The organism is Pseudomonas sp. MIS38 (assembly GCF_019891575.1).
GTDB classification, from domain to species: Bacteria; Pseudomonadota; Gammaproteobacteria; order Pseudomonadales; family Pseudomonadaceae; genus Aquipseudomonas; species Aquipseudomonas putida_A.
On sequence record NZ_JAFLXF010000020.1, the window covers coordinates 63,243 to 77,661 of the forward strand.

Sequence of the window (14,419 nt, forward strand, 5' to 3'; positions counted from 1 at the left end):
ATCGCTGCAAACGCAAAGGGCACGAGAGCGCTGTCCCTTTGCGTCGTTTCAAACCGGAATTTTCTCTGCGGCCAGGAACGCCGTGGCAGTCGATCATCGCATGCTGCCACCGCCGATTTCTCCCGCTTAATCCTTGAACCACGCCGCCCGATGAGCGGTGAATGAGGACTGTAATGAGCAAGACTAACGCTGAACTGATGGCCCGTCGTACCGCAGCTGTTCCACGTGGTGTTGGCCAGATTCACCCGATCTTCGCTGAGTCGGCGAAGAACGCTACTGTGACTGACGTTGAAGGTCGTGAATTCATCGACTTCGCCGGCGGTATCGCTGTGCTGAACACCGGCCACGTGCACCCGAAAATCATCGCCGCCGTGACCGAACAGCTGAACAAGCTGACCCACACCTGCTTCCAGGTACTGGCTTACGAGCCGTACGTTGAGCTGTGCGAAAAGATCAACGCCAAGGTGCCAGGTGATTTCGCCAAGAAAACCCTGCTGGTGACCACCGGTTCCGAAGCCGTGGAAAACGCCGTGAAAATCGCCCGTGCCGCCACTGGCCGTGCCGGTGTGATCGCCTTCACCGGCGCTTACCACGGTCGCACCATGATGACCCTGGGCCTGACCGGTAAAGTCGTGCCTTACTCGGCCGGCATGGGCCTGATGCCAGGCGGCATCTTCCGCGCGCTGTACCCGAACGAACTGCACGGTGTGAGCATCGACGACTCGATCGCTTCCATCGAACGCATCTTCAAGAACGACGCCGAGCCGAAAGACATCGCCGCGATCATCATCGAGCCTGTGCAGGGTGAAGGTGGTTTCTACGTCGCGCCGAAGGAATTCATGAAGCGTCTGCGTGCCCTGTGCGACCAGCACGGCATCCTGCTGATCGCTGACGAAGTGCAGACCGGCGCTGGCCGTACCGGCACCTTCTTCGCCATGGAACAGATGGGCGTTGCTGCCGATCTGACCACCTTCGCCAAATCCATCGCTGGCGGCTTCCCGCTGGCCGGTGTCTGCGGCAAGGCCGAATACATGGACGCCATCGCTCCAGGCGGCCTGGGCGGCACCTACGCCGGTAGCCCGATCGCTTGCGCTGCGGCGCTGGCCGTGATGGAAGTGTTCGAAGAAGAGCAACTGCTGGATCGCTGCAAGGCTGTCGGCGAGCGTCTGGTAACCGGTTTGAAGGCCATCCAGGCCAAGTACCCGGTGATCGGCGAAGTGCGTGCGCTGGGCGCGATGATCGCGGTCGAGCTGTTCGAAAACGGCGACAGCCACAAGCCAAACCCGACCGCCGTTGCGGCTGTCGTGGCCAAGGCGCGCGACAAGGGCCTGATCCTGCTGTCCTGCGGCACCTACGGGAACGTGCTGCGCGTTCTCGTACCGCTGACCTCGCCGGACGAGCAACTGGACAAAGGTCTGGCGATCATCGAAGAGTGCTTCTCGGAGCTGTAAGCCCCGGCGCTGTGTGATCCGTTCGACAAAAAACCCGCTTCGGCGGGTTTTTTTATGCCCCTGATACACATCCAACGCTTTTGCGCTGTATCGATAGGCCAGCATTGGCTAAGGTTCAGGCATTGCAAGGGAGAGCGCGCATGACCGCCGTTGATTTACCCGCCGTACCCCGAGTGCTGATTGCCGAGGCCGATCCATGGTCTCGTGACCTGCTTAAACAAGTGTTGCTCAACGTGCGCTGTGATGCGCGGCTGGACTTGTGTGCCGATGGCCAGCAAGCCATGTCGTTACTCAGCGAAGTGCCTTATGACCTGGCCATTGTCGATTGGGAGTTGCCGGGCATTGATGGTTTGAGCGTGCTGCGCAGCGTGCGCCAGCGCAAACGCAATCCGCCGCTGCCGTTCATTCTGATGAGCAGTCGCAACGACAGCGCCAGCGTGCGCGAAGCCATCCCGTTGGCCCCGACGGCCTATCTGACCAAACCGCTGAACATGGAAAGTCTGACCGAGCGGCTGCAGGGTTTGCTGCTGAATGCGGGTGAAGAGGTGTTCTGCGAAGTGCCGACGCTGGCGCCGGGCATGACCTTATCGGTGTTCCTTGAGCGGCGTCGTGAGCAGGCCGATGGCGCGCCGTTGATGACCGATGTGCAAGTGGCGGTCAAACGCAGCCTCAACCCCAATGGCCTCGATCTGAAGCTGCTGGAAGAAGAGATCCGCACCGATCCGCAGATCACCGCCGTGCTGATCGCCGCCGCCAACAGTGCGGCGCAGCATCATGGTGTGGCGGTGCAGACCCTGGGGCAGGCGCTGCACCGCCTCGGCACCGGGCAGAGCATGAACCTGATCCTCGGCCTGGCGCTCAAACGCAGCGCCAGACTCAGTGACCCGTGCCTGGCGGATTACGCCGAGCGCTATTGGGGGCTGTCGCTGCACACGGCGGAATACGCCCGCACCCTGGCGCGCCTGCTCGATCTGGATCAGGAGCGCTGCTACTGCGCGGGCATGCTGCATCGTCTCGGTGACCTGGCGTTGCTGCGTTGTTTGCAGGAGTGGAAGCAGGCTGGCGGCGAGCTGGATGAGTGGGAAGAGGTCGGTGACGCGCTGGCGGAGTTTGGCGCGGCCTACGGTTCGGCGCTGCGTACACGCTGGCGCCTGCCGCTGGAGCTGCGTGAGTTGATTGCGTCGGTCTACCAGCTCGGTGGTGGGGTCTATTCCCGTGAGGCGCTGGTGATGAACATGGCGGCGCAGATGGCCCGTCTGACCGAGCATGAGGGCGTTGAGGAACTGGCGAGGAGTCGTACGGCGCGACTGCTGAAGATCGGGCTGCCGGAATTGATGCGGATGCGTAAGTAATCTGACTTTTCACAAAACCCTGTGGGAGCGGGCTTGCTCGCGAAGGCGGTGTATCAGCCAACATAAATGCTGAATGACCTACCGCCTTCGCGAGCAAGCCCGCTCCCACATTGGATATTTGGGTGGCTGAAATTCTGGATCAGGCAGAAATGATCCGGTTCTTGCCCTGCCGTTTTGCCTCGTACATGGCCGCATCCGCTCTGGCGAACAGGCTCTCGAGACTGTCGTCGCCATCCCTGAGGCTGGTCAGGCCCTGGCTGACGGTGATGCCGAATGTCTGCCCCTCGTGGTTGAAACTCAGGCGCTGAATCTCCTGCTGCAGCCGCTCGGCCACTTGCAGCGCCATGTCCGGTGCGCAACCGGGAAACACCGCAGCGAACTCCTCGCCGCCGATACGTCCGAACAAATCACCCCGGCGTAACGAAGCGCGCCCGCATTCGGCAATCCGTTGCAGCACGTTGTCACCCGCCGGGTGGCCGTAGCTGTCGTTGATCAGCTTGAAATCATCGATGTCCAGCAGCAGGAAGGCCAGTGGTGCACCTTGCAGGCGTGCCTCTTCGAACTCGCGGTTGGCGCATTCGAAGAAGTGTCGGCGGTTGCTGCTCTGGGTCAGTACGTCGGTGGTCGCCAGGCGATGCAGTTCGGTTTCCATGTGCTTCTTGTCGGTGATGTCTTCGGCGATGCCGACGATGATCACCGGTTGCCCGGGTTCGTCCTGACGGTTGATGAAGCATTTGTCGCTGAGCCAGCGCACCTGACCGTCGGCGGCGATGATCCGGTACTCGCGGTCTTCCACAGCACCTTTTTGCAGCACTTCGGCAAGGCTGCGTTCGGCATAGTCGAGGTCGTCGGGGTAGATGCTGTCGCGCCACTGGTTGTAGTCGGCCAGCAACAGGCCTGCGGAGCGACCGAAAATCCGCTCGTAGGCAGGGCTGACATACAGCACCTGACGGGTTTCCCAATTGAACGCCCAGAGCACCGCGTTGACGCTCACCAGCAATGAACTGAACAGTTGTTCGCGCTCGCTCAGCCGGGCGACTTCGCCTTGAGCGTGCATCAGCGCCATCAGGGTTTGCGCGGCCTCGGGCCACTGCGCAAGGGATGAGTCTTTTTGATTGTTGTTGACCATCGGCACATTTCTCAAAAGGTGTGCCGCAATTTCGACAACGGCCACAGTACAGCCCGCCGGGGTGGCGAAGTGTCTTTGAGATAGGGCTTTCGGTGCTAAGTTCCGCGCTTTTGTGGCGAGGGAGCTTGCTCCCGCCGGGCGGTAGATATGACGCGTTTCAGCAATGAGAACGCGTCGACAAATTTGCGGTAGCTGCGCTACCGATCGGGGATGAATCCCCTGTGGCGAGGGGATTCGTTCATGGCGGTCAGGCTGCGGCGGGGCGCAGCGAGTAGGTTTTCAGCTGGTCGGCAAATTCACGCAGGGACTGGATGCCGCTGGCTTCGGCCTCGTGCACCCATTCCTTGATGGCGGCGAGCATGTCGTGGCCATTGGCGCTGGTCTTGACCCAGATCTGCTGCAGGGCCAGACGTTTCTCGTAAATGACCTTCAGCGCCTGGCTGTGCTCGAGCATGTTCTGGATGCGCAAGTGATGACGGTCTTCCAGCAGGCTGGTTTCCCGCGACAGCAGGCGCTTGGCCCGATGGAATTGATGACGTACCGAATGATCGACCTTGTCCAGCTCCTGCTTGACCAGCGGGCCGATCACCAATTTGCGGTACTGGGCCATGATCTGGAAGCGGTTGTTGAGGATCGCCATGGCGGTGTCCATGTCCAGATGGCCCTTGCCTTCGACGCGGTGGGCAATCGGTGCCACACGCTGCACTTTGGCCAGACCGAAGAAGCTGAAGACCTTGATCCACGCCCAGCCGAGGTCGAACTCCCACTTCTTCACCGACAGCTTGGCCGAGTTGGGGTAGGTGTGATGATTGTTGTGCAGTTCTTCGCCGCCGATCAGGATGCCCCACGGCACCAGATTGGTCGCCGCGTCGCGGCATTCGAAGTTGCGGTAGCCGATGGCGTGACCCAGACCGTTGACCACGCCGGCCGCCCAGACCGGGATCCACATCATCTGGATCGCCCAGATGGTGATGCCGATGGTGCCGAACAGCAGCAGGTCGATGACGCCCATGATCGCCACGCCCAGCAACGGGTAGCGGCTGTAGAGGTTGCGCTCGATCCAGTCTTCGGGGCAGTTCTTGCCGTAGATGCGCAGGGTCTCCGGGTTCTCGGCTTCGGCGCGATACAGCTCGGCGCCTTTGCGCAGCACGGTGGACAGACCCTTGATGACCGGGCTGTGCGGGTCATCTTCGGTTTCGCATTTGGCGTGGTGTTTGCGGTGGATGGCAGTCCACTCGCGGGTGTTCTGCGCCGTGGTCAGCCACAGCCAGAAACGGAAAAAGTGTTTCAGGCCGGCATTCAGCTCCAGCGAGCGATGGGCCGAGTAACGGTGCAGATAGACCGTGACGGCGACAATTGTCACGTGGGTCATCAGCAGGGTGACCGCGACCAGAGACCAGGCCGACAAGCCAAGAAAACCTTCGTACCACATAGGCTATAGGGCCCTCGATAAAGATAAAAACAGCCGTTGCATTATCACCAAGCACACAGATAAAACCAGTCGCCCTTTCAGATAAGAGTCGCTGGATGTTTCTTGACCTATAATTCCAGCCTTTTTTGTAGGGACATGGACAGCCGAATGCCTGCCACTTACCGCGATGCCTTGCGTGCAGCGCTGCTCTACCTGTTGCTTGCTGTGGTCTGGCTGCAGGGAACTGGTTACTTATTGAACAGTTTCTTTGATGAGTCTGTCGATCTGCAGCGATGGCAACTGATCAACGGTTACGTCTGGGCTGCCGTCAGCGCTGGCCTGATTTTCCTGGCACGGGCCAGATTGTGCGAATTTCTCGGCATTGGTGCGCGGCTACGCGAGCGTCAGTCCGACCGTGAACGCCTGCGTCAGGCGGCAGCGGTGTTCGATTGCACCCGCGAAGGGGTGCTGGTCACCAATCATCAGGGCCTGATCGTGCACGTCAACCGTGCGTTCATGGAAATCACCGGCTACCAGTACGACGAAGTTCTCGGCCATCAGCCAAGCCTGTTCAAGTCCGGCCACCATCCGCCGGGCTTTTACCAGGCGATGTTCGCCACGCTGGAGAGCGAGGGCGAATGGAGCGGTGAGATCTGGAACCGACGCAAGAGCGGCGAGATTTATCCACAGTGGCAGACCATCCGCGTGATTCACGATGATCAGGGCCGGCTCAGTCACTACGTGGCGGTATTTTCCGACATCAGTGCGATCAAGGACTCCGAACACGAACTCAAGCACCTCGCCCATCACGACCCGCTGACCGACCTGCCCAATCGCCTGTTGTTCAGCGACCGCGCCGAGCAGGCGCTGGCCTCGGCGCAGATCCACAAGCGTGGCTGCGCCCTGCTGATGATCGATCTGGATCACTTCAAGATGATCAACGACAGCCTCGGGCACAACGTCGGCGATCGCCTGCTCAAAGCGGTGGCGGCGCGCCTGCAGGACCTGTTCGGCCCCGGGATTACCCTGGCACGGCTCGGCGGTGACGAATTCGCGGTGCTGGCGGAAAGTTGTCCACAACTGGTTCAGGCAGCGGCGCTGGCCCAGCGCATTCTCGATGCGCTGAAGGAACCGTTCAGCATCGAGCGGCATCAGCTGTTCATCAACGCCAGTATCGGTATCAGCCTGTTCCCCAGCGACGCGTTGAGTGCCGATCAATTGCTGCGCAACGCCGACGCCGCGCTGTTCAAGGCCAAGAGCAGCGGCCGAAACGGCTACGCGCTGTACACCGAAGAGTTGACCGCCCATGCGCAGCAACGGGTCGAGATTGCCTTCGAGCTGCGTCGCGCGCTGGAGCAGCAGGAGCTGCGCGTCTATTACCAACCGGTTCACGATTTGCACAGCAGTCGCCTGATCGGCGTCGAAGCGCTGGTGCGCTGGGAGCATCCGCAGCGTGGTCTGGTGTCACCGGCGGAATTCATCCCGATTGCCGAGCGCACCGGGCTGATCGCCGAAATCGACGCCTGGGTGATGCGTCAGGCGTGTTCGCAGATGTGTCAATGGCAGCAGGCCGGGATTGTGTTGTCGTTTGTCGCGGTGAATGTGTCGTCGCGCCTGTTTGCCCGGCGTGAGCTGTATCAGCAGGTGGCGCAGGTGCTGCACGAGACCGGGCTGGATCCGGCGTATCTGGAGCTGGAAGTCACCGAAAGCGCGGTGATGGATGACCCGGAAGTGGCGCTGGAGCAGATGCATCGCTTGCGTGAATTGGGCATTCGCCTGGCCATCGATGACTTTGGCACCGGGTACTCGTCGTTGTTGCGGCTCAAGCGCTTGCCGGTGCAGAAGCTCAAGATCGATCAGGGTTTTGTCGCCGGTCTGCCGTGGGACGAGGATGACGCAGCCATCGTTCGGGTGATCGTCGCCCTGGCACGCAGCATGGGCATGCAGGTGCATGCCGAAGGGATCGAGCAGGCCGAGCAGGCGGCGTTTCTGCTGGAGCAGGAATGTGATCTGGGGCAGGGGTACTGGTTTGGGCGGCCGGTGCCGGCGGGGGAGATTGATTGGACCAGAGCTCCTGTTATCGGTTAGCAGTCCTGTTATGGCTGACACAAAACCTGTGGTGAGGGGATTTATCCCCGATGGGTCGCGCAGCGGCCCTAAAAAACAGGGACTGCTACGCAGTCCATCGGGGATGAATCCCCTCACCACAAGGTTTCATACAGGCTTCAAACTCGGGGAACACCGCGCAAACCCTTGCCCCGTCAGATAATGTTTTCTAGTTATATAAACATTCTTAAATAGTCTTTTTAAGAATATCTGCGCCTCTCTTATATTGCTCCCACGCCGAACGCAGTGCCGCCCACTGCCAGGCACATCCCATTCAAAGGAGCAGCACCATGAGCGCATCCCTTCGCAGCGTTGACGGTCAGGACGAAACCACCATCTTGCGTGAAATCCAGAGCGCCCTGCGCGATCTGCGGTTTGGCGCGGTGGAGATCACTGTGCACAACGCCCAGGTCGTGCAGATTGAACGCAAAGAGAAATTCCGTTTGCAGCAGCCGGGTAACAAGCCGAGCTGAAAAAGATCGCAGCCTGCGCCAGCTTTTGCAGGGGGCTGTGCGCAAGCGCTGGCGCAGGCGGCGATCTTTGAATGAGCAACCCGATTCCAGCAACACATAAGAAAAAGCCACCACCAAGAATTCCAGGAGCTTTCACCATGTCGTCGATTCGCCGTTACGCTTTGGCCGCGCTGGCCAGTGCTGTGTTTGCCGGTTCCGCGGTTGCCAAGGATTACGAACTGCTCAATGTGTCGTACGACCCGACGCGCGAGCTGTATCAGGACTACAACGCCGAATTCATCAAGTTCTGGCAGAAGGATCATGCCGGCGACACCGTGAAAATCCAGCAATCCCACGGCGGTTCGGGCAAGCAGGGCCGGGCGGTGATCGACGGTCTGCGTGCCGACGTCGTGACCCTGGCCCTGGCCGGCGACATCGACGAAATCGCCAAGCTCGGCAAGACCCTGCCGGCCGACTGGCAGAAGCGTCTGCCGGACGCCAGCACCCCGTACACCTCAACCATCGTGTTCCTGGTGCGCAAGGGCAACCCGAAAGGCATCAAGGACTGGGGCGACCTGGTCAAGAACGACGTTTCGGTGATCACCCCGAACCCGAAAACCTCCGGTGGTGCACGCTGGAACTTCCTCGCCGCGTGGGCCTATGGCCTGAAAGCCAACGGCGGCAGCGAAGAAAAAGCCAAAGAATACGTACAGACCCTGTTCAAGCACGTGCCGGTATTGGACACCGGTGCTCGCGGCTCGACCATCACCTTCGTCAACAACGGTCAGGGAGACGTGTTGCTGGCCTGGGAAAACGAAGCGTTCCTGGCGCTGAAAGAAGACGGCGGCGCCGACAAGTTCGACATCGTTGTGCCTTCGCTGTCGATCCTTGCCGAGCCACCGGTGGCGGTGGTCGACAAGAACGCCGAGAAGAAGGGCAACGAGCAGATCGCCGAAGCCTACTTGAAGCACCTGTACAGCCCGGCCGGTCAGGAGATCGCCGCGAAGAACTTCTACCGCCCGCGCGACAAGGACGTGGCGGCGAAGTACGCCCAGCAGTTCCCGAAACTGGAACTCGTGACGATCGACAAGGACTTCGGCGGCTGGAAATCCGCACAACCGAAGTTCTTCAACGACGGTGGCGTGTTCGACCAGATCTATCAGGCGCAGTAATCTGCTCCACAATGAGCCTGAAGTTTAGGCACTTGAGATGTGGGAGTGAGCTTTTGTGGTGAGGGGATTCATCCCCGATGGGTTGCGCAGCAGCCCCAATGCCGACCTTTGCGGTGAATCAAATCTACCGCGAACTCTGGTTTTGCGACTGCTTCGCAGTCGGTCGGGGATAAATCCCCTCACCACAGGGCTTGCTCCCACATTGGTGCGTTCAGCGGAATGCTTTTTAACCAAGGACTTTTATGTCGCGTCGTATCTCCCCCGTCATACCCGGCTTCGGGCTGACGCTGGGCTACACCTTGGTGTACCTCAGCCTGATTGTGCTTATCCCGCTGGCGGCGATGTTCGTCCACGCCGCCCAACTCACCTGGGATCAGTTCTGGACGATCATCACCGCGCCACGCGTGCTGGCAGCGTTGAAGCTGAGCTTCGGTACCGCGCTGTGTGCAGCGATCATCAACGGCATCATCGGTACGCTATTGGCCTGGGTGCTGGTGCGCTACACCTTCCCCGGGCGCAAGGTGATCGACGCGATGATCGACCTGCCGTTCGCCCTGCCGACGGCGGTGGCCGGTATCGCCCTGACCGCGCTGTACACCCCGACCGGTCTGGTCGGCCAGTTTGCCGCCGACCTCGGTTTCAAGATTGCCTACACGCCGCTGGGCATCACCCTCGCGCTGACTTTCGTCACCCTGCCGTTCGTGGTGCGCACGGTGCAGCCGGTACTGGCTGACATTCCCCGTGAAGTCGAAGAGGCCGCTGCCTGCCTTGGCGCGAAACCTTTGCAGGTGTTCCGCCATATCCTCTTGCCAGCGCTGTTGCCCGCCTGGCTGACCGGTTTTGCCCTGGCGTTCGCCCGCGGTGTCGGTGAGTACGGCTCGGTGATTTTCATCGCCGGCAACATGCCGATGAAAACCGAGATCCTGCCGCTGCTGATCATGGTCAAGCTCGACCAGTACGATTACACCGGCGCCACTTCCATCGGCGTGCTGATGCTGGTGGTTTCCTTCGTCCTGTTGCTGCTGATCAACCTGTTGCAGCGGCGCATCGAAACCCCATAAGGAGGCGCGAACATGTCCCAATCGTCTATTGCGGCCGCGTCCTCGGCCAACGCTGCCCGCCGTGGCAGCGCTACTTCACGGCGCGTGCTGATCGGTCTCGGCTGGCTGATCTTTTTCCTGTTTCTGGTGCTGCCGCTGTTCATCGTGGTGTCGCAGGGTTTGAAGAACGGCCTCGGCGCGTTCTTCACCGCGATCTTTGAACCGGACGCCTTGTCGGCGCTGAAACTCACGGTGATCGCCGTGCTGATTTCGGTGCCGCTGAACCTGGTGTTCGGCGTCAGCGCCGCATGGTGCGTGAGCAAATATTCGTTCCGTGGCAAGAGCATGCTGGTGACGCTGATCGACCTGCCGTTCTCGGTGTCGCCGGTGATCGCCGGTCTGGTCTACGTGCTGATGTTTGGCGCTCAGGGCCTGTTCGGCCCGTGGCTGCAGGATCATGACATCCAGATCGTCTTCGCCCTGCCGGGCATCGTGCTGGCGACGATCTTCGTCACCGTGCCGTTCGTGGCCCGCGAGCTGATTCCGCTGATGCAGGAACAAGGCACGCAGGAAGAGGAAGCCGCGCGCCTGCTCGGCGCCAATGGCTGGCAGATGTTCTGGCATGTCACCGTCCCCAACATCAAGTGGGGCCTGATCTATGGTGTGGTGCTGTGTACCGCTCGGGCCATGGGTGAGTTCGGTGCGGTGTCGGTGGTTTCCGGGCACATTCGCGGGGTGACCAACACCTTGCCGCTGCACGTCGAGATCCTCTACAACGAATACAACCACGTGGCCGCGTTCGCCGTGGCGAGCCTGTTGCTGATCCTGGCGCTCTTCATCCTGCTGCTCAAGCAGTGGAGCGAAAACCGTATCAACCGCCTGCGCGCCAGCGCCGCGGAGGAATAATTCATGTCGATCGAAGTGCGTAACGTCAGCAAGAATTTCAATGCGTTCAAGGCGCTGGACAACATCAGCCTGGACATCCACAGCGGTGAACTGGTGGCGCTGCTCGGCCCGTCCGGCTGCGGCAAGACCACGCTGCTGCGGATCATCGCCGGCCTGGAAACCCCGGATCAGGGCAACATCGTGTTTCACGGCGAAGACGTCTCCGGCCACGACGTGCGTGATCGCAACGTCGGTTTCGTGTTCCAGCACTACGCGCTGTTCCGGCACATGACGGTGTTCGACAACGTCGCGTTCGGCCTGCGCATGAAACCGAAAAACCAGCGCCCGAGCGAAAGCCAGATCGCGACCAAGGTCCACGAACTGCTGAACATGGTGCAGCTGGACTGGCTGTCGGATCGCTACCCGGAGCAACTCTCCGGCGGTCAGCGTCAGCGTATCGCCTTGGCCCGTGCCTTGGCGGTGGAACCGAAAGTGCTGCTGCTCGACGAGCCGTTCGGCGCTCTCGACGCCAAGGTGCGTAAAGAGCTGCGCCGCTGGCTCGCGCGCCTGCACGAAGACATCAACCTGACCTCGGTGTTCGTGACCCACGACCAGGAAGAAGCGATGGAAGTCGCCGACCGCATCGTGGTGATGAACAAGGGCGTGATCGAGCAGATCGGCTCACCGGGCGACGTCTACGAAAACCCGGCCAGCGATTTCGTTTATCACTTCCTCGGCGACTCGAACCGCTTGCTGCTCAGCGATGACAACCATGTGCTGTTCCGTCCGCACGAAGTGTCGTTGTCCAAGCATGAACTGGAAGATCACCACGCCGCTGAAGTGCGTGATATTCGCCCATTGGGCGCGACCACGCGGGTGACGTTGAAGGTGGAAGGGCAGACCGATCTGATCGAGGCGGAAGTGGTGAAGGATCACGACAGCCTGATCGGACTGGCCAAGGGTGAAACGCTGTTCTTCAAGCCGAAGGTCTGGCAGAAAGTCGCCGGCCTCTAAAGTCAAAAGCTTCGCGAGCAAGCCCGCTCCCACCTTTGGAACGCATTCCATTGTGGGAGCGGGCTTGCTCGCGAAAGCGGCCTATACAGCCGCACGATTCGGATTGACCCGCACCACCCCCGCCCGCGCCTCGATCTGCTCTTTCAACTCATGGCGCATGCCGAGCAGGAACGCCACTTCGGCCACCACAAACAGCGGCCCGACAATCAGCCCGCTCACGTCATCGACAAACGCCGGTTTGCGCCCCTCGTAGTGGTGCCCGACAAACTGGATCACCCAGCCAATCACAAACATCGCCAGCCCGCTGCTCAGCCAGACCATGGTGCTCTGCTGCGCCAGCGCATGCCCGGCCCAGACCGACAGGCCCATCAACAGCGTCATCAGAACGCCCAGCTTCAGTTCCAGGCGCAGGTAAAACCACGCCGACGCCAGCGCCAGCAGCACCGCCGGAGAGATCCACAAGCCGCCCAGTGACCATTCTGGTCGCGACAGCAACACCGCCACCGCCACCACGATCAGCGGAATGCCGATAAAGTGGCTGGCGATGTTGCGCGGGTCGCGGTGGTAGGCGGCGTATTGACTGAGATGGTCGACGAGGCTTTTCATTGTTGTTCCTCCTGTAGGGTGCGTGCAGCATGTCTCGGGTTCGGCGTTCGCTCTGTCAGGCAGGCGACAATTGGGAGTGATCATGGATAAGCGTTCACGGCTGCTGACCGGGCAATGGTTCAGTCATCTGCCGGCATCCTTTCAGGATAGTCTGCTGGCGGCGGCTCGGGAGCGGCGGCTGACGGCGGGGCAGCGCCTGTTCCAGCGCGGCGATCCGCCCTGCGGCCTGTACGCGGTGCTCGACGGCGCGATCCGAATCGGCGCGGTGAGCGAGCAGGGCAAGGAGGCGTTGCTGAGCCTGGTGGAGGCGCCGCACTGGTTCGGCGAAATCTGCCTGTTCGACGGCCAGCCACGCACTCATGATGCGTATGCGGTCGGGTCGTGCACCCTGCTGAATATCCCGCAGGCCACGCTGCTGAAAATCCTCGACGAACAGCCGGTGTACTGGCGCCATCTGGCATTGCTGATGAGCCACAAACTGCGCCTGACCTTCATCAATCTCGAACAGTTGAGCCTGCTGCCGGCTCCGGCACGCCTGGCCCATCGCTTGCTGATGATCGCCGAGGGCTACGGCGAAATCGATGCGCCACGCCGGGTCCTGCAACTGCCGCAGGAGCAGCTGGCGTCGATGCTGTCGCTGTCACGGCAGACCACCAACCAGATCCTCAAGGATCTGCAAGGGCAGGGGATTATCGGGTTGGGGTATGGCGAGATCGAGATTCTCGATGCCAAGCGATTGCGCGCGCTGGCCATACTCTAAAGAACACTGCCATCCCTGTGGGAGCGGGCTTGCTCGCGAAGGCGTCGTGTCAGCCAGCACATCATGCACTGACACATCGCTTTCGCGAGCAAGCCCGCTCCCACATATGATCGCTGTTGTTTTTACGAACCGCGATAGGTCGAGAAGCCGTAAGGGCTGAGCAGCAACGGGATGTGGTAGTGCTGGTCAGTCTGCTTCACTTGGAAAATCACCGGAATCTCCGGGAAAAACGTCTCGCGCTTGTTCTTCTCGAAATACTCGCCGGTCTTGAACACCACCCGGTATTCGCCTGCCTCGAAAGGCTGTTTGGCCGGGAACAGTTCGGCGATGCGTCCCTGCTCGTTGGTGGTGCCTTGGGCCAGTGGCTGCCAGTTCTGGCCGACGTGTTTTTCCAGGGTCACGTTGACGCCCGGCGAGGGCAGGCCGTTTTCCAGGTTGAGCACGTGCACGCTCAGCGGGTTGCCGGCGGCCAGCGCCAGGCTGGAGAAGGCACTCAGGCCGAGTGCGGCGAAGGTCATGCGCAGGGTAGTCATGGTCAGTCTCCTTATTGGGAACGGGTGAAGGTCAGGCCGGCGTTTTCGGCGGCCTTGATCGCACAGCTTTCGTCTTGCTCGCCGCCGCCGGAGCCGGCCACGCCCATGGCGCCGACCAGTTCATCCGCGGCGAACAACGGGATCCCGCCGCCGAGCAACAGCAGCTCATCGAGGGTGTTGAGGTTGGCGGTTTCCGGATTGCTGCGGGCGCGCTCGGCGAACAGCCGGGTCGGGGTTTTCGTCGACAGCGCGGTGTAGGCTTTGCGCTGGCTGGCAGCGGTGTTGTGCGGGCCGATGCCGTCGCCGCGCAGGGTTACCAGCAAGTTGCCGCCACGGTCGAGCACCGATACCGTGGCGGTGCAATTGCTCAACGCGGTGTCGGCCAGCAGGCGTGCGGTTTTCAGATCGAGGTCAGCGTGGCGCGGCAGTTCAGGGGCGGCGAAAACACTGACGCTGAGGCCGAGGGCAAGGCTGGCTGCAAGGTATTTGACGGTCATGAACAGGCTCC

General features: G+C 61.0%; 14 protein-coding genes. 9 read left to right on the forward strand and 5 right to left on the reverse strand.

Annotation, left to right across the window (positions count from 1 at the left end):
• Positions 1-173: 173 nt before the first annotated feature.
• Together gabT and J1G18_RS21035 are read left to right on the forward strand one after the other, a co-directional pair.
• Positions 174-1,451, forward strand: coding sequence for a 4-aminobutyrate--2-oxoglutarate transaminase (gene gabT, locus J1G18_RS21030; protein WP_003220503.1), 1,278 nt, complete (start codon positions 174-176; stop codon positions 1,449-1,451).
• Between the two features lie 140 nt (positions 1,452-1,591).
• On the forward strand, positions 1,592-2,803 hold the full coding sequence (locus J1G18_RS21035) for a response regulator (protein ID WP_096796911.1): 1,212 nt from the start codon (positions 1,592-1,594) through the stop codon (positions 2,801-2,803).
• A gap of 139 nt (positions 2,804-2,942) precedes the next feature.
• Here J1G18_RS21035 and J1G18_RS21040 read toward each other — a convergent pair whose 3' ends face one another.
• Both J1G18_RS21040 and desA read right to left on the reverse strand, forming a co-directional pair.
• Positions 2,943-3,932: a GGDEF domain-containing protein gene (locus J1G18_RS21040; protein WP_098966601.1), complete on the reverse strand. Its 990-nt coding sequence runs from the start codon at positions 3,930-3,932 to the stop codon at positions 2,943-2,945.
• 247 nt (positions 3,933-4,179) lie between these two features.
• Entirely contained in the window at positions 4,180-5,364 is a 1,185-nt protein-coding gene (gene desA / locus J1G18_RS21045; protein WP_027611144.1) for a delta-9 fatty acid desaturase DesA, read from the reverse strand.
• Positions 5,365-5,511: 147 nt separating this feature from the next.
• Here desA and dibA point away from each other — a divergent pair, with 147 nt between their 5' ends.
• From dibA to J1G18_RS21075, 6 genes are all read left to right on the forward strand, one after another.
• A complete protein-coding gene (gene dibA / locus J1G18_RS21050; protein ID WP_134785155.1) occupies positions 5,512-7,431 on the forward strand; it encodes a phosphodiesterase DibA in 1,920 nt (639 codons plus the stop codon).
• A 308-nt stretch (positions 7,432-7,739) separates the two neighbouring features.
• Positions 7,740-7,922 carry a sulfur starvation response protein OscA gene (oscA, locus tag J1G18_RS21055; protein WP_003220508.1) on the forward strand — a complete coding sequence of 61 codons (183 nt, stop codon included), beginning with the start codon at positions 7,740-7,742 and terminating at the stop codon, positions 7,920-7,922.
• Between the two features lie 137 nt (positions 7,923-8,059).
• Positions 8,060-9,073, forward strand: a complete 1,014-nt coding sequence (locus J1G18_RS21060; RefSeq protein ID WP_027611146.1) for a sulfate ABC transporter substrate-binding protein — start codon at positions 8,060-8,062, stop codon at positions 9,071-9,073.
• A gap of 242 nt (positions 9,074-9,315) precedes the next feature.
• Entirely contained in the window at positions 9,316-10,134 is an 819-nt protein-coding gene (gene cysT, locus J1G18_RS21065; RefSeq protein ID WP_027611147.1) for a sulfate ABC transporter permease subunit CysT, read from the forward strand.
• Between the two features lie 12 nt (positions 10,135-10,146).
• Positions 10,147-11,019 (forward strand): sulfate ABC transporter permease subunit CysW, encoded by an 873-nt coding sequence (cysW, locus tag J1G18_RS21070; RefSeq protein ID WP_003220512.1) that lies wholly within the window; start codon positions 10,147-10,149, stop codon positions 11,017-11,019.
• Positions 11,020-11,022: 3 nt separating this feature from the next.
• Positions 11,023-12,012, forward strand: a complete 990-nt coding sequence (locus J1G18_RS21075; RefSeq protein ID WP_025113397.1) for a sulfate/molybdate ABC transporter ATP-binding protein — start codon at positions 11,023-11,025, stop codon at positions 12,010-12,012.
• A gap of 81 nt (positions 12,013-12,093) precedes the next feature.
• On the opposite strand, the gene J1G18_RS21080 is transcribed toward J1G18_RS21075, so the two are convergent.
• The gene (locus J1G18_RS21080; protein WP_098966608.1) at positions 12,094-12,618 is read right to left on the reverse strand and encodes a DUF962 domain-containing protein; all 525 of its coding nucleotides are present in this window, start codon (positions 12,616-12,618) and stop codon (positions 12,094-12,096) included.
• Positions 12,619-12,700: 82 nt separating this feature from the next.
• Between J1G18_RS21080 and J1G18_RS21085 the strand changes: the two genes are divergently transcribed.
• Positions 12,701-13,378, forward strand: a complete 678-nt coding sequence (locus tag J1G18_RS21085; RefSeq protein WP_223008393.1) for a Crp/Fnr family transcriptional regulator — start codon at positions 12,701-12,703, stop codon at positions 13,376-13,378.
• Positions 13,379-13,500: 122 nt separating this feature from the next.
• On the opposite strand, the gene uraH is transcribed toward J1G18_RS21085, so the two are convergent.
• Both uraH and J1G18_RS21095 read right to left on the reverse strand, forming a co-directional pair.
• Positions 13,501-13,911 (reverse strand): hydroxyisourate hydrolase, encoded by a 411-nt coding sequence (gene uraH / locus J1G18_RS21090; protein WP_097086822.1) that lies wholly within the window; start codon positions 13,909-13,911, stop codon positions 13,501-13,503.
• A gap of 11 nt (positions 13,912-13,922) precedes the next feature.
• A complete protein-coding gene (locus J1G18_RS21095; RefSeq protein WP_135294718.1) occupies positions 13,923-14,408 on the reverse strand; it encodes a GlcG/HbpS family heme-binding protein in 486 nt (161 codons plus the stop codon).
• Between the last annotated feature and the right edge of the window lie 11 nt (positions 14,409-14,419).